Raw genomic sequence first — 18,576 nt, 5'->3', positions numbered from 1 at the left:
CGACTATCAAAACCAAAGACATTACCCGAATGGTATGAATTTCAACTCACGTACCTCACAAGAGGTACGACACGCGTATAATAATCGATAAATACAGCGTCATTTATTTCAACTCACGTACCTCACAAGAGGTACGACCTTTAAATTTGATTTGACCTAACCAAGTTTGAAATATTTCAACTCACGTACCTCACAAGAGGTACGACGCAAATTGGGAAGTGCTTAATACTTGCCAATGATGATTTCAACTCACGTACCTCACAAGAGGTACGACCACAAAATTGAGTTAACAGATGAGCGTACAGGTATTTCAACTCACGTACCTCACAAGAGGTACGACAGCAAATATTGCTTTTAATCTCGATATTAGTAACAATATTTGCATTAAATTAACATAAAAATTAAATTTCTATCAAATAAAAGCATAAAAATCCAATTAAAATAATCAAAAATAGGTGCGAATGTCCTAGGAAATTTATGTTAGCTTCACATTCGCACCAACATTTAAAAAATCAAAGGTTCCGTAACATCGAATGTTGGTTTTGCTCCAATATGAATAATCTTATTTTTATAATTATTCCCTAAAAGATAGAAGCGTAGGCTGTCTTTACTTTCATCGATTTCAGTAGACAATACATGCTGCAATTCAACATATTCTTTTTGATTTACATTGCATTCAAACACTGAATTTTGTACTCGCAATCCATAATTCAAACAATGCTTAGCTACCTTCCTTAAACGTTTCCTCCCAGCTTTATCCTCTGTATTCACATCATATGTTATTAATACCATCATAATCATCACTTCCACAAAAATGGTGCATATTCATCTAAATCACCTCTTAAGTACCGAGCTAATAATTGTGCTTGTACGAAAGGCACCATACCCCATTCAATTTTTTCTTTTAGATAAGGATGTGTAATCTGTTCGTTTTTCTTGTTTTGCCAAGTTGCCAGAAATATTCGTCTACCTTCTTCATTTAAAAGAACAGCATTATTTTCTTTCTTTATAAAATGAGCACTTGTTAAAATTTTCTCATTTATAAGTGTTATAACAAATCTGTCTACCATGATTGCTCTTAATTCTTCCATAAGATCTAAGGCTAATGAAATCCTGCCAGGTCGATCTTGATGTAAAAAACCAACATAAGCATCTAATCCGACACTTTCACATGCAGAAGCACAATCATGAGATAACAATGTATAACCAAAAGAGAGCAATGCATTTATGTTATCTTCTGGCGGTCTTTTATTTCTGCCATGAAAGAAAAATACATCTTTTTGCTGCAATATTAATTCATCTAGTACACTAAAATAGGCAACAGCAGCTTTTCCTTCAAAACCCATTAACATTTTACGATCATTTACACTTTGTAGATTGCACAAACATTCCTGCATGATGGAAACAGCATTTTTAATAGCATTTACATCCACACGCATCGCGTGATCACGCACTACTCTAGCTAATACCCACTTTGCATTATATATCTTTCCTATCAACATATTTTTCGCGATGGCTAGACTTTCCATCTCTGAATCAGATATCCGATATTGTTTTTTTCGCAATACCACATTACCATATTGTTCACCATTTACTCTAGCTAAAAAGCGTCCATGTGAACTCAAAAAAGTCAATGCAATGTTTCTTTGAGCACAAGCATGCATTAAGTCTGGGCTTGCCCCTGCATATCCAAAAGTGATAATTCCTTCTAAATTATGAAAAGGTATACGTTTTTCTTTATCATCACCTATTTGTATCTTTACCGTTTCACCATCCAGCGATAAATAAGCATCTGGTGACGTAATATATAAAATATTATTTAATTTTTTCATCTTCTGCTTCCTCATGCAATTTTCTCTTGATGTAGGTATTCACTGTTTCTTTATTAGCTATCTCAGGCAGACATATGTTTTGTAAGTAACATCGTTTGCATTTTGCAGAAGGTTTTACTTTAGGTGTATAAGATTTTTCATAATATGCATGCATCTCTTGAAATGCGCTTTCTACTTGTTTCCGTAATGCTTCTGAAAACTCCACTTCTTCTCTCCTAGCAATTTCATGATAAAACAAATACCCTTTATCAATGTTGCAATCAAACATTTCTTCTAAAGCGATTGCCTGTGTACACAATTGCAAACAATCCATTTCAGTTGTTTTAGGTTTTCCTTTTTTCTATTCCACAGGATAAGGTTTCCATATGCCTTCCCTATTGAATAATTTTATCCCTTGCTTATCTTTATGAAATTCCACCACATCACAAAATCCATGTGCTTTTAATGCATAAGAGTGCACTTCTAAACTTCTTGTGATTAAGATATCTCCTCTTTTTTCAGTAAATGATCCATCGTGGGCATGTTCATGAACTATCGACCCTAAAACTGTTAAATCGTTATCTTCCTACTCTTTTTCAATGTGTATTAATGCCCACTGTCTACGACAAAAGGAAAAGTGCTGAATACCTGCTATATCAAGGAAATCTATATCTTCCCATTTATTCATAAGTTTCAGGTTTTAAATCAGGGTAATCTTCCGTATAAATTTCATAATCATTTATATCAGAGGACATGCTTTTCTTGACATCTATCTTTAAAGTACGATGAACCTTTGCAGATGAATATTGACCATTTGCACAATTATGCTTCCACCAAAACATCTTTAGTACTTCCATACTACCATCAGGACGTGCAGCAGAACAATCATTTTCAAATAATGTGCGCAGTGCCTCCTTAATAACCTCAGCATCTTCTTCGCTAAAGCCAGTCTTTTCTGCTAATTGACAATTGATACTTCCCTTAAATACATAAATACCAAAATCTACACGATGCTTTGTCCCCATGGTGTCTGAGCTTTTCTTATCACCACTTTCACCATTTACGCTCTTTGTAATCTGCAATCCAGATACTTCCGCCGGTTCAATGCTATATGCTGATTGTACAGATACCGGACCTCTAACACTGACACTGACGCCAGCTGTTGAGCCTTTTTCTTTAAAGGCAAATACTTGCCCAAAACTTCGTACATCTAGCCATGATTTACATGCAGCTTCTGCATAAAGTCCTCTATTCTTAGCTTTTTTTGCAGCTACAACCTGCTCATTATTATCAGCTCTTTCTTTTAAACTATCATATCCATCTGTTGCTCTATCTTCAGATTGTACAAAAATATCGTATCCCATATCTTGCATACGGTTTCTGATTTTTCTTTTAATACAAACATCAGATACTTCTCCATACCCATCTAAGGTCGTTCTTGGACGGTTTCCATTTAATGGATCACCATTAGGATTCGCATAGCGAACAGAAAATACTACTGCAAAATCAATCTTGTTTTTTAAGGTACTCATATTATTTATCCTCGCTTTCTTCTTGTTTATTTGTTTTATATCGCAATTCATCAAGCTGTGCGCAATAGCTTAAAATAAAACATTTATCTAATGCACCATCTAACTGATATTTCTCTTCATTCAGCAGTGTGTTAGCCAGTTCATTCATTTCTTCGTTCAAGACTTTAAAACGATAATTTTTATTCTTCCTTAACTTTACCTGGTAAGGCTGTAATCTTAGGTAAAGTTGTTCCCAAGTTTCTAATGGTCTTAACTGAAAGCGCCGCATATAGCGCTCCGCATTGGTTTCTCTATCTCTTACGCCCATAGTTTCTAAAGCTTCTTTTTCTACTTCTTGCGCATAAGCAAGTAAGCGTCCCCATAAATAACTAATATCCATTTTTTGTTTATCTAGTCCCATGATCCAGACCTCCTTTTCTGACGCTATATCATTCAGATATTTTCTTAAAACAGCACAACCGATATGTAAATCAGCATCATATTCTCCACTTGACATAGTATAGGGTTTATATAAGCGTTGGCAAATATGATCCACTAATGCATAAGGCAGTTTACGCCCATCCATGATACAGCTTAATAATTCCTTTGTTGTTGCTTTTTCTATTTCTTTTTTAATGCTATTACCATATGCGCAATGGATGATACTCTTAATCGAAGGCGTGCCGGTGTAACGTATACGTTGGTAGATTTCTTTCCCTTTTGCATCTATTTGTTTTTCAAAACGAATAACATTTTGCCATGCACAGGATGCATACCACTTACCTATACGTTGTAAGAAAGCAGAACCTTTTAATTCACTGTAATACGAAATTGAAAGTCTTCCTGTAGTGGCAGAATCTAAAGCCATAATGACAACATCTTCATCTGGATCTTGAAATCTTTTGGTATAGTATCCTGATAAAGCTTTATTTAATGCATACGCATAATCTTCCTGTATATCTATTTTAATTTCCTTTTCATCATCAAAATCAAAGATATTGTCTAGTGGGTTGATAAGCTCAACTTTTTTTAATCCCCATGCAACGATGGCTAATTCACCAGAACCATATAGCTTCCCTTGACGTTCAATCAGCCATTTCAAGGCATTGTGTATTTTCTGGGATGCTTCATAGCCAATACCTGCACATTGTGCACTATCAGTTAATAGTCCTAAGTAAGTGAAATTGGTTGTATCATTTGATGATATCAATTTCGCTTTATCAGCAACATTGCGTATCTTATTAGGATGTTTTGTAGATAGCGAGGTATGTTCCCCACTAATATAGCAAAGCCCTTTTTGTTCAATCATCGGTTCATAGTATGCAGAAAAAGACTTTATTAAATCTGCTTCCATCCATAGTTTATGAAAGTGCCCATCTTCATCCTCTACAATAAAACGAAGTACCGCACTGCTCTGTTCTGTTACTAATTTGAAGATATCAATGCCATCTGTGTCAACCATGCGTTTTTTGCTAAGTTTTCCATTCTCATCAACAATCAGAATGTCTTGCTGTACAAGATCATGCAGCAACGTTCCTTTATCCAAATATGTATAAAGCGATTTTAAAAGTGATGTTCCCAGTTTTCCTTGTGCCGATTGGATCCATGCCTGCAGTTGTTGCATATAAATCGCATGGCTATCATAAAGCTTTTTTTCATCTGAATATTGTGCTAGATTTTTTGCCATGAAATAAAGCTTATCAAACAGTGGATGGGGAACCTTGTTGGCATCCTTACCCGAACGACAAGAAGAATCAATGGTACTTGGTATCATTGTTTTTGCATTCGCTTTCGGAATAAGTACTGCTTGTATACTACCATCTTGAAACAACGTACATTCGATATGTGCACTTACGGTTGTATAACCGATTGGTAACAATATCCGATGATTATTATCGGCAATTCCTACCTTATCCAAACAATTATCATAAGTTTCACATAGCTTTACCGCCCAGCTCATACCTCATCACCATCCTTTAAGAAGGAAAAGTTCTGACCGGGAATGAACAGTTTTTCTTCTTTCATAACACGCAAATCATTTTGAATAGGACAATTTTGTTGTTGTGGGAATTCAATAATGCCATGCTTCATCTGTGGATAGAAAAACAGCGCTCTTAATTTCTCATCCGCACTTTGTTCCGGATATTGATAGCTATGAAACATTAAGCCAAACGTCATGGCCGCAACATTATCATAAGCTGAACTTCCTTCGCCAAATATGCATGGTTCTACTTCTGCAACACATTCTCTGGTCCCAAGAAATACATCTCGCTTGCCACCTTTTTCCAGCATACGTTTAGCAATTTGATAATGTTTATCTTCGTTGCGATCTTGTTTCAAATCGGGACGATTTTCATTCCATACAAAATGTGCTTCAATCTGATACTCTACATCATACAAATAGGTGTAAAGGGATAGTGAATTCCCTTGCGATTTGCTGATGGCACCATCATAAACCAAAGGCCGCATTCCTTTTGCTTCTGTTTGAATTTGTTTCATCACACGACACTTATCAATCATCCATTCGATCGTTGGTTTCCAATATATCGCTTCTACAATACCTCGTAAAGCACCATAGGTTGGAATTTGATATGACATCTTTTCTCCACCCATACGCGTGATGGGATCCGTAAATAACGCATATTGCCCCTGCACTTTAAATTGAATTTTATTTTCTCTCATATTTCATCACTCCTTTCTTCATAGAAAATAGCCACCTTTTTGTGCCATCATGTGGAATCCACACGTTTCATCATAATAACCATCATTCAGTATCATCACCCCCAAGTCTTTTATAGCTGTAAAGCAGTCTTGATAGTGATTCCCTTGTGTATATACTTCAATGCTATAACGCTGTGCTTGTTTTATTAACGTATCGATGCGTTCATAATCTTTTATATCCGCACATAATTCGGTGATGATGTCTTCACCTTTGCCATATGGTACAATTACTGTTGTCGTTGCATTAGGTATTACTTCAAATAAATCGCCAGCTTTACGAAAAGCTTGCCGCATAACACATTGTTTTTTCTCATCATTACTGAATTGCTTTATACTTTGTTCATTTTCTGACAATAAATCATATAGATTGTAAGTCACTTGTCCAACTTTTTTAATATAATCTGTTTCGATAGCTAATTCGCTCTTATAAGCAGAAAGGTTTTCATAGTAAAATTTATAGTAGCTATGCAATGTCTTCTGTGATGCGATATTATTATCGTATTGTAGTGGATTATCTCTGAATTTTTTCAATACTCGAAGGGTCAATGCTTTTGCTCTGGCAATTTCTGATAGTCTTGATAAATTTTCATCAGCATCCGAAAAAATATACGTAATTCCTTCTTCATATTCACGATTTCGATTACAGCGTCCAGCTGCTTGAATAATACTGTCTAAACCTGTACAAGCACGCCACACAGTTTCAAAGCTTAAATCCACTCCTGCCTCAATCAAAGATGTGCTGACACAAATGACTTTCGTATCTTTCTTTAAAGCTGTAGTCATCTCTTTAATCATATCTTCTTTATGCTGTGCACACATTGTATTCGCCAAGAAGAATATTTTATAATCTTTATCCAAAAGAGTCTTAAGTTCATGGTAAACATCATAAGCTCTTTTCTTTTGGTTTAGGATAATTAGAGCCGATTGGCGTAATTGCATATCCTCGCTAATTACCTTTACTAATTCATCTGTGTGCATTATACACTGTGTCTTATCTTCATAGCGGACACGTTGAAAAGCTTCATTATATATTTTTAAATGAGAAAGTATTTCTTCATAAGGAGGAATAGCGTTTAATTTATTGGGAGGAAATGGCTGTGTAGCGGAACACAATAAAACAGTAGACCCACAAAATTCTGTTAAATAGTCAATAGCTGTTTGAAACATATTCTTACAAGACACAGGTAATGATTGAATTTCATCGAATATCAAAATCGCATCTGTCAATTGATGCATTCTGCGAATATTTTGTTTAGACCCATGGAAAAGTGCATTTAATACTTGCACATAACTTGTGAGGATTACTGCATGATCCCAACGTTCTGTGAATAGTTGATGCTGTTCATCATCATCAATAACAAGACTAGAATAATGTTCTAAGATGATGACTTCATCTTTTTCACCCAACACATCTCTTAAGTTAGCTGCATTTTGCGTCAATATTGACAAATAAGGTATCACATAGTAAATATGACGGATATGTTTATGTTTTTTTGCATGTGCTAATGCAAATCGTAAACTTGCTAACGTTTTCCCAGAACCGGTAGGAGCAGCCAGTGTGTAAATGCCTTGCTTTTTTTCTCCGGCCTGATAACATTCTAGAGATATTTGATTTCGTAACTGATTGATTTCTGTTTGCTTGTTTCCTTGTTGAAGAGTTAAAAGATGTGCATTTAGTTTTTCTTCTAATGTTTCCCAGATATGCAGGCGGTTCTTTTCAAAATAGGGAGGTTGAAGTACATTATAAGATAAAGTAGGATGATTCATGAACAAATATGTATCATAGCAATCTGCATCTCGTAATGCACTTTGTAATAAGCGCGTTTGCAATCCTAATTGAAAATACAAAAGTGTTCCATTTTTCTTTTTACAACCTTGCTCTTCTAAGAATGGTTTTAATTTATTTACATGTTCTTTCATGCGTAAAAAGAGAGTTTGATATTGTTGAATAGCCTCTTGGATGAGTGTTTGCAAATACCTTTTATCAAATATGCTGAAAAAGGTATTTACGCTTTCTTCATAATCTAATATTTCTTTCTTTGTCATTAATTTTGAATGAAAAGGCATTTCTTTATCCGGATTATACATATCATAAAGTTTTGAATGATGGGATAATATGATCAAACTTACGGATTCTATAAAGCATTTTTGTATAACTTCATTAGTATTATCTAAATTATAGAAATGATCATATAGATAAATAGCACCTGCAAAAGCATGATTAATTTTTTCATTTGTGTCTTCATCTTTCATTAAATATGCTTGAAATAAAGATTTAGCTTTTCCTAAATCATGCAGTATCCCACTTAAATAACCAATTTTATCAAGTTCACAAGTGGTTAAAAATTTTTGGCATAAAGCTGCTGTATTTTCTTCGTGCTGTTTTAGTGTTTGTGAATATGCTGTTTTTTTGATACGATGCGCTAATAGTTCACCCATGAAATGCCCCCCGACAGTGTTTGTAAGCGTTTTCTCAATTATATCATAAAATTTTAATTATTGAACGATATTATATGATTGACTTTTACAATTTATCGCTTATGACAAAGTTGACAAATCTTTATATTCTATATAAAATATGTAAACTACATATAAATTATATAGAAGGTGAAAATATGAATATTTCTATGTATACGTATCAGAAACAAATTGAACGCATTTATCGCAAATTAAACCATCGTTCTACTGGTTTTCTACGTCCTTACTATGAAAAATATCAAATAAGTGAACTTCAATACCGTGTTTTATCCCATATTCAAGAACATACCGCTTGTACCATAGGTGCCTGTGCAAAAGCCTTGCAACAAGATGCAGGCAATATGTCTGTAACCTGCAAAAAATTAGAAAAATTAGGATATATCTTTCGTAAACGCAGCGTGAGCGATGAACGTGTAGTCTTATTATATCCTACAGAATCCGGAAAAGCTTGTATTCATACGATCCATGATGCCATGTATCAGCATTATCAAAAACAATGGAATTATTATAACGATAAAGACAAAGAACTCATCGTAAAAGGATTACAAAAGTTAGAACAATTTATAGAAATGATAAATGAAAAGGAGGATCCTCATGAATAAAAAAGGTGTCTTATTCGATATGGATGGTACTCTCATCAATACCTATGAAAATATCAATTTCAAGCAAGCATTAAGTGAATTAAAGACTGTCCAAAAAACATTAATATTAAAAGTTTTAAAATCACGCGTGCGAAGCTTCTCAGAAATGGAACAAAAGATTCGTGAAGAGGTGGAAGATCCACAAGAAGCGCAAGATTTAATTGATCGTATCATGGATTTTTTACTAGATCATTATGATCATGCTCCTATGAAAAATGAAGCTTTGACCTTCCTGCATTATCTGAAGCAAAAAAATTATAAAATATGTCTATGTACAAACAATGCAACTGATGTGGTCAATCACATCTTAAAACACAAACAAATGACTCCCTATTTTGACTATGTTATTACTTCTCAACAAGTAACACGCAGTAAACCAGATCCTCAGATGTATCTAGAGGCATTACATAATGTCAATCTTAAAGCAGAAGAATGTGTAATTTTTGAAGATACAGAAAATGGTGTACAAGCTGCGAAAAATGCCGGTATTGATGTTATCGTTGTGAGCGATAAAGAAAAACGCAAATTTGCAGATTGTCCGATTATCATACAAGATTATTCTGATAAACGTCTGTATGAGTTATTCTAGGAGGATATCTTATGTTCTATATCTTATGTTTCTTCGCTTATAGCTTTTTAGGTTGGATATGTGAGTGCATCTATTGCAGTATTCCTGCCAAGAAATTCATAAATCGTGGATTTTTAGAAGGACCCTACTGTCCAATTTATGGCTGTGGAGCTATGCTTGTTATTTACCTACTCACACCTTTTGCCGCTAAGCCACTGCTTCTATTTGTAGCAGGCATCTTTGTTACAAGTGTACTTGAATACATAACCAGCTGGCTGATGGAAATGTTCTTTCATACAAAGTGGTGGGATTATTCAACATATCCTTTTAATATTAATGGACGTATTTGTTTAAAAAACTCTACACTTTTCGGTATTATGGCTGTATTTGTTTACTATGTATTGCATCCATTTGTAAATGATTCAATAAATCTTTTGCCGCATCCGGCACAAGCTATACTTTGTATATTGTTAATTATCCTATTCACCTATGATGGTGTATCAACACTTATGGCATTACTACGCAAAAACAAGGACTTCTTGGAAGTGGAGAACAGTATGAAAGAATTGGTCAAAGAGTTTAAAACAGCCCAGATTTTTCCACTTGAAGAACCTATAAGTGAAAGTATTCGCCGTGTTTTAGATAGTACCGATGCAGATGAAATTTTATTATCGCATATTAAAAAAATTCATGATATGGTAGATTCCCTGCATCAAAAACGTAAGCATACACACGAGCGTTTAAGTAAAGCATTCCCTAACAGAAAAGAAGCTTTATCTAGAACGAATATTGTAGCATTATTTAAAACAATGCACAATCACTTACATCATTAATCTTTGTAAACAATGAGCATCACAAAACATTAACCAAAAGAATTGGAAAAGCTTTTCTTCGTACAAATTCATATAGTATAAGATGTACTATAGCATCCAACTCTACCGTCATTGTTTGGACAATTGAATGGACATATAATCGCGGCTTATTATAAATTTATTGCATTTTCAAATAACATAAGGAGAATATCATGTATATAAAAAAATCAGATATTTGTACCATACCAAATTTACTTACTATGCTACGCATAATTCTAGTACCTATTTTCATATATTATTATATGCAGGATGAACAACTGATCGCAGCTATTCTTATCCTAGCATGTGGTTTTACTGATTTCTTAGATGGCTATATCGCAAGACATACGAATGCAATAAGTGAAGTAGGTAAAATGTTAGATCCTTTTGCAGATAAACTTCTGCAGTTCGCTATTGTATTTGTACTGCTATTCAAGATTCAGCATATGAAATGGGTGTTTCTGTTATTCATGGTCAAAGAAACCAGTATGTTCTTATGTTGGCTGTATATGAGAAAAAAAGGCGGTTATATGAACGGTGCGCAGTGGTTTGGTAAGGTATCGACGGCAGTTTTCTATGTTACAATGTTTCTACTGCTCTTGTTGCCAATTAAAAACACTATATACTCAGATATCCTTTTACTCATTACAGCCATATTCTTACTGATTTCGTTCCTGCTTTATATGAAAACCTATTTCTCTATGTTTCATAAAATGAATCATTCATAAAGGAGGGTGCAGAATGGATACAGAAAAACAACGAGCCTTTATCATTCGTTTTCTGTATTTTTCCATTCTAATGCTCCTTTTTTATGTCTTTTTTCAATATATCATTCCCTACCTTTTACCATTCATTCTTGGTTTTTTCATAGCCTTTATGTTACGTCCCATTATCCGTATTTTTGTCAGGATTACAAAGGGACATGAAAAGTTTTGGAGCATTGTCATCATTTTATTTTTTTATGCATTATTAGGTGTTATATTAAGTTATTGCGGTATGAAGATATACTTTTGGACGCAAGATGTGCTTGTTAAAATACCCGAATGGTATCAAAACACGATGGAACCTTTTCTTCAAGATTCTTTCTCTCATGTCCAAGTAGTTTGGAAGGATTATGATGGGGCGATATCAAGTGCCATCACATCCATTTGGGAAGGACTACAAAATTTTCTTTCAGGATTTGTTACCGACTTATCGCAAAACATTCTAAGCATATTAAGTAATTTACTATCTTCAGTACCTAAATTCCTTTTAACCTTTTTTATAGCCATATTTTCCAGCTTCTTTTTTACTTCTGATTACCATAACCTTTCTAATTTCTTTTTTCAACAGTTCTCACCAGAAACACAAAAAATCATATTATCTATACGTTATTTTGCCACTCATACCTTTTTAAACATGTTTATAGCTACAATCAAATTAATGCTATTAACATTCTTTGAATTAGTCATAGGTCTTTCTATTTTAGATATAAAAAAAGCCTGGCTAATAGCCTTAGGCATAACGATTTTTGATGTACTTCCAATATTAGGTACCGGCGGTATTATGATACCATGGATTCTGTTTTCTTATGTTCAAGGACAACATAAACTAGCCATAGGATTATTAATATTATATTTAATTATTACTTTAATACGTAATATAGTAGAACCTAAATTAATGGGAAAGCAGTTAGGACTGCATCCTTTGTTAATGCTGTTATGTATGTATGCAGGTGGTAAATTATTTGGTGTGTTTGGATTCATGTGCATGCCGATGGTGTTACTAATCCTTAAAAATCTTAATGAAGAGGAAATTATACATTTGTATAAATGTTATAACTTACATGAATCCAAATGCAACATTTCAACTCACGTACCTCATAAGATGCGACACTTTGACAAATAATTATGTACGATTCAATTTCAACTCACACATCTCGCGAATGCGGCGTTTCTCATAGAGTGCTCTATCGAATACTTTATCATTTCAACTCACGCTTCTTACAAGATGCGACCTTCGCTGATAACTTCATCTGCTTTATTTACTTCATTTCAACTCACGTACCTCATAAGAGGTACGACATCAGCGTACTGGAAGATTATTTCAAAAAATGGTCATTTCAACTCACGTACCTCATAAGAGGTACGACCTGTAGATCATCTACCTGCTGCAGAAAGGTATCATTTCAACTCACGTACCTCATAAGAGGTACGACACTTGTTCATTTGGTTTATGATGTTCGTTAAATCATTTCAACTCACGTACCTCATAAGGGGAAGCTCAGCTAAGCCCAATTGATTAGCAAATCTCTTTTAAAATTGAATATATGTCCTCGTAGCACAAAGGATAATGCAACTGCCTCCTAAGCAGTAGAGTGATGGTTCGAGTCCATTCGAGGACGCCAATTTTGTCGATAAATAGGGCGTTTTCTTGAGTTTTCAAAAAATAGATTTTGAAGTGATAAACTCATACCTTTTAAGGCTTTGCTCTATCTATTTTATAGTCAATCAGTTTTATCGCTGATTGCTTTTTTAATGTGAGTCGAACTTTTTCGCCCTTATTTTTGCTAATGAAAATAGGTGTTTTGCTAATTTGATTTTAAGTGCTCATTTTTCATAAAAGAAAACACTCATTTTATTTGAGAAAACGATCTCTTTAAAATAAGTGTTTTTTTTATTTACTGGCGTACCCGACAGGACTTGAACCTGCAACCTTTTGAATCGGAATCAAATACTCTATCCAATTGAGCTACGGGCACTTACATATTCAGTAAATAGTATATAACATAATTGAAAATATTAAATGACGAAACTGTTATAATTGTAAACTATTTCAATGCATCAATCAGTTGCGACATAAGGTCTGGATTTGACTTCAATGCATTGACAAGCGAATCAACATCAACTTCTTGAGGTTTTACTGTTTGTTGATCAACTCCAACTCCTGAATTTTTATAAAATGTTTCATCGAATTTTTGAGCATTTACCTTACGATCTTCATCTAGGATATGACTATATACTTCTGTTATCATATCTGCTTGAGAATGACCTGTATCACCTTGTGTGGCTTTTATATCACCATGATTGAGTTTTAACTTATAAGTGGTACTAGAATGTCGAAAAGAGTGAAATACAACGCTAGGAAGTCCTGCTGCTTTTGTAACTTCTTTTAGTTGACTTCGTATTACACTATGTGAACATTGTCTACCGTCCTCAAAACAAACTACAAGATCATAATCGGTATATTCACAACCAAAGTATTCTTTGTATTTTTCTTGTTCTTCTTTCCAATCACGAAGCATAAGTGCTAATGTTTTTGGTAGCCATATTTTACGAATGCTGCTTTCTGTCTTTGGTTTCTTTAAAACAGTGGCTGTTTGATATGATCTATGAGGTGAACGTGGTGGAAATGTAAAGATAACATCTTTATCATTTAAAACTTTTAATGCGTTTGTAGATACTTGTTCTAATTCACAAGTAACAAAGATATGTGCATCGTCATTGGCAATATCATTATCACTGATGGCTACATCTTTCCATCTTAATCCTAATACTTCTCCTAAACGCAAAGAACAGGCAAACGATAAATGAATTGCAATCGCTAGCTTAGGATCTGTACAATGCTCTAATGCTTGAATAATCATATCTGAAGTCCATATTTCTCGTTTCTTATAAACATGCTTAGGCGGTTCTACGGATAAGAATGGATTTTTTGCGATTAGATCCCATTTTACTGCCATTCCAAAAGCACATTTTAAATGCTTATTGATAGTTTTGATTGTGCCTGTTGTAACTTTTCGTTTTGTCTTATGAATTTTATTTACTGCACTATCCATGTTTTGTAAATCACGATAATACTTTTCAATCACTAAAGGTGTGATGTCTTGTAGTGCCATGTTTCCTAAAATTGGACGAACATAATTGTCAAAATCTCTCACTGTTTTTTCATAGGTACTCATTGACCATTTCTTTACACCATATAAATCAATAAATAAATCTAAAAATTCATTCATTGTCTGAGAACTAGGTGGTATAAAGATGTTTTTATCTTTTTGGCTTTCTACTTCTGATTTTCTCATTCTTGCTTCATTATAAGAATCAAATGCTTCCCATTTCTGTTTTCTATTACCTTGACTATCTTCATAAGTGTAAACAACTGCATATTTTTTATTTCTCTTTTGTATTGATGCCATAATTTTCTCTCCTTTCCTTGTTTACAGGACAATTCTAAGCAAAATTAAAAATAAAAGCGAATGTGCGATTTTCTAAAAACGCAAAAAGCGAAACACTAAAGTTCCGCTTTGAGTTTAGCAATCAATTTCATTTTTAATTCAGGATTATCCTTGATTTGTTGTATTAGCAAATTCATATCTTCATTTTTTTGTTGTGGCAAGACTGCTTGAATCTTACTATTGATACTTTTTTGATTTAATTGAATGACATGAGTTGTTGATATTTTTGGTTTTGGAAGTGATAATTCATGTTTTAATGTTGCATAGAAATAATCTGCATTACTCATGCCTTGATTTTGACTTTCCTTTTTAGAAAAAGACTTAAACTTTGTGAGTGTAAGTTCTTTAAGGTTTGCCTCTGCACAAGTCTTGTGATACAGCTTTGTCATATTACGATCATCACAAGGTTTTCCGTTAATCAGTGTAATTAACAATGCATAAGGATTTTCTTCAACCATGAATTCTTTTTGTCTTTCTTTCCATATTCTTAACAATAACGCAACTTGTTTATGAATATGTACGGTCTTTTGAGGAACATCTTTATAAAACAAGATTAAACTTGTATTGGTTTGTGTAAATCCAGCACATTCAAATTGTTTGATAATTCTTTGAGGATTCATCATTTGAACTGTGTTTTTATTTAAACGGTCTAATATTTTATTGGAACAAAGGTAACATTGATCTTGAGCAATCAACTCATCGCTAATATGAATATCATGCCACGATAATCCACCGATTTCTCTTATATCTAAACCGGTAGAAAACATAATATGCAAGAAAATAAATAATCGCATATCATCAACCGATTCAAATAAATGTTGAACAAATTCTAAATTCCATTCTTTATATGGTTTATTTTTATGATATTTAGGTGCAACTTGCTCATGAAATGGATTGTTTTCAATCAACTGTTCTGATACTAGATAATCAAATGATGTTTTTAATAGCATATAGCAGGAACGTAACATACTGTTAGGGATATATTCCGTTTTTATTTGATTCCTTTTTCCGATTGCAGGAGTTTTCTCTAATTGATTCATTGTTTTGATAGCAAAATTAGGTTTTATATCTTTGATTTTCTTACTTCCAACAACTTGAGATATATAATTGTTGATCACTCCCATATTGCTTTCATACCTTGAACTGCTCCATTGATTGCGTCCAATCTTAGTCGCATATTGAACTAAAAAGTTAAGTATTGTCGTGTTAGGTTTGATATTCATCTTTATATGAATACCTTCGTTTTCAATTTCTCTTTTTCTAACAAGTGCTGATGAATAGTCATAATAAGTTTCCCATATTTGCTTTGTTACGCCATTCTCATCAACTTTTTGATAAACCACAGAATATGCTTTTCTTCGTTTTGTAATAATCGCCATTGAATTATCCTCCTAATATTAAAGATTTTCATTGAGCCACTTATCAAATGACTCTTTTGAGATTCTAATAGATGAGCCAATTCTTACGGATTTGAATTTGTTTTCTGCTACTAATTGATAAGCGGCATTTTTTCCAACACCTAAGATTTTCATAATTTCTTGAACGGTGTAGGTTTTCTTTTCATATAAAATAGGTTTCATCTTTATTATCTCCTCTCCATCTTATCTTTAATAAATGAGTAAAACAAATGTGCGATTTTCAATTCAATAGCGATTTTACATACTTGACATTAGTTGTTTTTATGATAGTTATGCTTCATACCTAAACTAATTAAAATTCGGTTATCTAATAATTTCATAAATCTGGGCGTTACACTTCCTATATATTTGATAATTCTGCTTTTATCAATGACTTTGATCTGTTCCATCATTACAATAGACGGATACTTTAATCCAACCGTCGTAGGAATACTATAATGAGTAGGTAAGTGATGCTTTTCATACACTTTGCTTGTCAAACAAGCAACAATAATCGTAGGACTATATTTATTTCCTTTATTGTTTTGTACAACAAGAACCGGTCTTACACCACCTTGTTCAGAGCCAAAGCCATTACTTAAATCAACTAGATAGATTTGTCCTCTTTTGATCTTCATTCAAATTACCTCCTATGTAAAACCAGACTCAAAATAGAATCTGGTTATTTATCATATGAATCGTTGTTTTCCATTTTTCCCTGAATACCTGAAAACATTAAGGATACTATTAGACAAGCAGTAGCATTGCTTTCACTGGAATTTCACCATCGTGTGGTATCTCACACAACTGCAGTACAGGAGTATCATTATACCTAATAAATTTCATTGCCGAACATTTGCTAGATGTTTTTACAGTTCAATTTTATTCGCTCGCATATCACTGGTCATGGCGTATTGACTGAAAGGCTCATTTACTAGGAACGTATCTAATAGCTGTTATTTTGTTTTCAAGGATCAGTGAATCCTACTTTTTAAGTGGGTTCACTATATATGCCACGAAAACGTCTTTTTTTCTCACATTTTTAAAAGTTCTTTTATTTTTTTTATTTTTCGATAGATAGAACTCATAGAAAGACCTAAAATTTGAGAAATTTCCCGAACATTATATCCATGCTGCTTTAAGATAATAATATCTAATACAATTGAATCTGTGTATTTTAAATACTCAAATAATGTTTCATTTTCAATTTGATCCAATAAATCTTCTATCGAATAAGATTCTTTTTTGTCATGCACTGGTTGCATATAAAAGAAAATATCTTTTGTAACATTTTGATTTCGTCTAAATCTTCGCTCGGCATTAAACTGTTCTAAGTCAAATTCATGTAATTCTTCTATTTTTTGTTCATTGAAATGATGTTGTCTTAAAATTTTTTCTTCTCTATCTTTCCATTCTTTCCATCGTATATATTCTTTTTTATAATCATAACCCATATGATAATCCTCCATTTACTAAAAAGGTAAAACAATTTGGAGTAGGGAGGGCTACGACACCTAATTTCCGGTTTCATATCATAAATAATGAAACAAGTACATCATGAACATGACAATACATTTCAAATTCATCATAAGTAGCTGGAAACATTGAAATTCTACTAGAATAATTTACAAAAATAACAGTGATTTCTTTTTTTACTAGAGAAATTATCAATCTTCTCATTTCAAATGAATTTAACCATTTTTCAGTAGAGATTTTTTTTATTACACCAATAATATCCATATGATTTTGAATTACAGAAACTTTTAGTTGATCTACTAAATAATCTAATAAGTTTCTCGATAATTGTTCTCCTATTCTACAATAAATCAAGATTTTAATTTTCTTTTGCATAATCATTGCCTCCCGAAAAGTTCTTTTCACCCATATATGTGAAAGTTACTTATCAAGTGGTAGAAACTTTTTTATCTTTTTTTGAATTATTTGTTGAATTTGCTTTTTATGATAAATAATAGTTGAGTTTTTTACTCCTAGTACCTTTGCAACATTTCTTATTGACATATTTTCAATAAAAATAAGATTTGCTATTGTTTTATTTGGTTCATTTAACATTGATATTTCATGTAATATTTTCACATACAAGTCGTGTATAATAATTTTGTCTAGGAGTTCGATTTCCTTCTTATATACAAAAAAAGTAGCTAAATCAATATCTTCAAAATACAAGACTGATTTAGCTACTTCCATATGATGCATATGTCGAATTTGATCATAACTACTTCTAATAGTTTTAAACACCTCCTCACTTACTTCAACATACTCTTTATTCACTTTTATGTAATACTGTCTATGTTCCTTATTGCCATAAGTTTTAAAACTATTTTTATTGTAATCATATTTATAATTTTTCATCGCTATTTCCTCCTC

At 33.0% G+C, this 18,576-nt stretch carries 18 protein-coding genes, 2 tRNA genes, 1 pseudogene and 1 CRISPR repeat array (1 of these 22 only partly in view); of the genes and pseudogenes, 6 read left to right on the top strand and 15 right to left on the bottom strand.

What is annotated here, in order from left to right:
• Positions 1 to 340: direct repeats of the CRISPR family, unit length 33 nt; unit sequence ATTTCAACTCACGTACCTCACAAGAGGTACGAC; it reaches 498 nt to the left of the window's first position.
• 164 nt (positions 341 to 504) lie between these two features.
• The 7 genes and pseudogenes from cas2 to AC1VS3_RS04685 form a co-directional block, all read right to left on the bottom strand.
• Complete coding sequence (gene cas2, locus AC1VS3_RS04715; RefSeq protein WP_026006737.1) at positions 505 to 795, bottom strand: CRISPR-associated endonuclease Cas2; 291 nt, start codon at positions 793 to 795, stop codon at positions 505 to 507.
• A 5-nt stretch (positions 796 to 800) separates the two neighbouring features.
• Positions 801 to 1,832, bottom strand: coding sequence for a type I-C CRISPR-associated endonuclease Cas1c (gene cas1c, locus AC1VS3_RS04710; protein ID WP_008687432.1), 1,032 nt, complete (start codon positions 1,830 to 1,832; stop codon positions 801 to 803).
• Positions 1,816 to 2,160 (bottom strand): annotated as a pseudogene (locus tag AC1VS3_RS04705) (CRISPR-associated protein Cas4); the annotation flags it as partial. The gene cas1c and the pseudogene AC1VS3_RS04705, both read right to left, overlap by 17 nt.
• Before the next feature lie 331 nt (positions 2,161 to 2,491).
• Entirely contained in the window at positions 2,492 to 3,343 is an 852-nt protein-coding gene (gene cas7c / locus AC1VS3_RS04700) for a type I-C CRISPR-associated protein Cas7/Csd2 (RefSeq protein WP_008687428.1), read from the bottom strand.
• A 1-nt stretch (position 3,344) separates the two neighbouring features.
• Complete coding sequence (gene cas8c / locus AC1VS3_RS04695) at positions 3,345 to 5,282, bottom strand: type I-C CRISPR-associated protein Cas8c/Csd1 (protein WP_008687427.1); 1,938 nt, start codon at positions 5,280 to 5,282, stop codon at positions 3,345 to 3,347.
• Entirely contained in the window at positions 5,279 to 6,004 is a 726-nt protein-coding gene (cas5c, locus tag AC1VS3_RS04690; RefSeq protein WP_008687426.1) for a type I-C CRISPR-associated protein Cas5c, read from the bottom strand. Before cas5c ends, cas8c begins: the two co-directional genes overlap by 4 nt.
• Before the next feature lie 18 nt (positions 6,005 to 6,022).
• Positions 6,023 to 8,482: a CRISPR-associated helicase/endonuclease Cas3 gene (locus AC1VS3_RS04685; protein ID WP_008687425.1), complete on the bottom strand. Its 2,460-nt coding sequence runs from the start codon at positions 8,480 to 8,482 to the stop codon at positions 6,023 to 6,025.
• A 176-nt stretch (positions 8,483 to 8,658) separates the two neighbouring features.
• On the opposite strand from AC1VS3_RS04685, the gene AC1VS3_RS04680 reads away from it, so the two are divergent.
• From AC1VS3_RS04680 to AC1VS3_RS04655, 6 genes are all read left to right on the top strand, one after another.
• On the top strand, positions 8,659 to 9,123 hold the full coding sequence (locus AC1VS3_RS04680; RefSeq protein WP_008687424.1) for a MarR family winged helix-turn-helix transcriptional regulator: 465 nt from the start codon (positions 8,659 to 8,661) through the stop codon (positions 9,121 to 9,123).
• Positions 9,116 to 9,751, top strand: coding sequence for an HAD family hydrolase (locus AC1VS3_RS04675; RefSeq protein WP_008687423.1), 636 nt, complete (start codon positions 9,116 to 9,118; stop codon positions 9,749 to 9,751). The genes AC1VS3_RS04680 and AC1VS3_RS04675 overlap by 8 nt, the downstream gene beginning before the upstream one ends.
• 11 nt (positions 9,752 to 9,762) lie before the next feature.
• Complete coding sequence (locus AC1VS3_RS04670) at positions 9,763 to 10,563, top strand: putative ABC transporter permease (RefSeq protein ID WP_481275538.1); 801 nt, start codon at positions 9,763 to 9,765, stop codon at positions 10,561 to 10,563.
• 191 nt (positions 10,564 to 10,754) lie between these two features.
• The gene (locus AC1VS3_RS04665) at positions 10,755 to 11,309 is read left to right on the top strand and encodes a CDP-alcohol phosphatidyltransferase family protein (protein ID WP_008687421.1); all 555 of its coding nucleotides are present in this window, start codon (positions 10,755 to 10,757) and stop codon (positions 11,307 to 11,309) included.
• 13 nt (positions 11,310 to 11,322) lie between these two features.
• Complete coding sequence (ytvI, locus tag AC1VS3_RS04660; protein WP_008687420.1) at positions 11,323 to 12,468, top strand: sporulation integral membrane protein YtvI; 1,146 nt, start codon at positions 11,323 to 11,325, stop codon at positions 12,466 to 12,468.
• A gap of 423 nt (positions 12,469 to 12,891) precedes the next feature.
• Positions 12,892 to 12,967, top strand: a tRNA-Arg gene (locus AC1VS3_RS04655).
• A 277-nt stretch (positions 12,968 to 13,244) separates the two neighbouring features.
• On the opposite strand, the gene AC1VS3_RS04650 is transcribed toward AC1VS3_RS04655, so the two are convergent.
• From AC1VS3_RS04650 to AC1VS3_RS04615, 8 genes are all read right to left on the bottom strand, one after another.
• A tRNA-Arg gene (locus AC1VS3_RS04650) sits at positions 13,245 to 13,321 on the bottom strand.
• 69 nt (positions 13,322 to 13,390) lie between these two features.
• A complete protein-coding gene (locus AC1VS3_RS04645; protein ID WP_117517883.1) occupies positions 13,391 to 14,755 on the bottom strand; it encodes a site-specific integrase in 1,365 nt (454 codons plus the stop codon).
• A gap of 95 nt (positions 14,756 to 14,850) precedes the next feature.
• Positions 14,851 to 16,173 carry a hypothetical protein gene (locus AC1VS3_RS04640; protein WP_054322353.1) on the bottom strand — a complete coding sequence of 441 codons (1,323 nt, stop codon included), beginning with the start codon at positions 16,171 to 16,173 and terminating at the stop codon, positions 14,851 to 14,853.
• An 18-nt stretch (positions 16,174 to 16,191) separates the two neighbouring features.
• A complete protein-coding gene (locus AC1VS3_RS04635) occupies positions 16,192 to 16,374 on the bottom strand; it encodes a helix-turn-helix domain-containing protein (protein WP_054322354.1) in 183 nt (60 codons plus the stop codon).
• Positions 16,375 to 16,463: 89 nt separating this feature from the next.
• Positions 16,464 to 16,829 (bottom strand): type II toxin-antitoxin system PemK/MazF family toxin, encoded by a 366-nt coding sequence (locus AC1VS3_RS04630; RefSeq protein ID WP_178695074.1) that lies wholly within the window; start codon positions 16,827 to 16,829, stop codon positions 16,464 to 16,466.
• A 396-nt stretch (positions 16,830 to 17,225) separates the two neighbouring features.
• A complete protein-coding gene (locus AC1VS3_RS04625) occupies positions 17,226 to 17,645 on the bottom strand; it encodes a helix-turn-helix domain-containing protein (protein ID WP_158550359.1) in 420 nt (139 codons plus the stop codon).
• Positions 17,646 to 17,718: 73 nt separating this feature from the next.
• Entirely contained in the window at positions 17,719 to 18,042 is a 324-nt protein-coding gene (locus AC1VS3_RS04620) for a hypothetical protein (protein WP_117454723.1), read from the bottom strand.
• A gap of 45 nt (positions 18,043 to 18,087) precedes the next feature.
• Positions 18,088 to 18,561 carry a hypothetical protein gene (locus tag AC1VS3_RS04615; protein WP_117454724.1) on the bottom strand — a complete coding sequence of 158 codons (474 nt, stop codon included), beginning with the start codon at positions 18,559 to 18,561 and terminating at the stop codon, positions 18,088 to 18,090.
• Positions 18,562 to 18,576: the final 15 nt, after the last annotated feature.

The sequence above is a fragment of the Longicatena sp. genome (assembly GCF_982403165.1).
The sequence above is the reverse complement of the archived record's forward strand: the minus strand, read 5'-3'. Positions and strand labels throughout refer to the sequence as shown.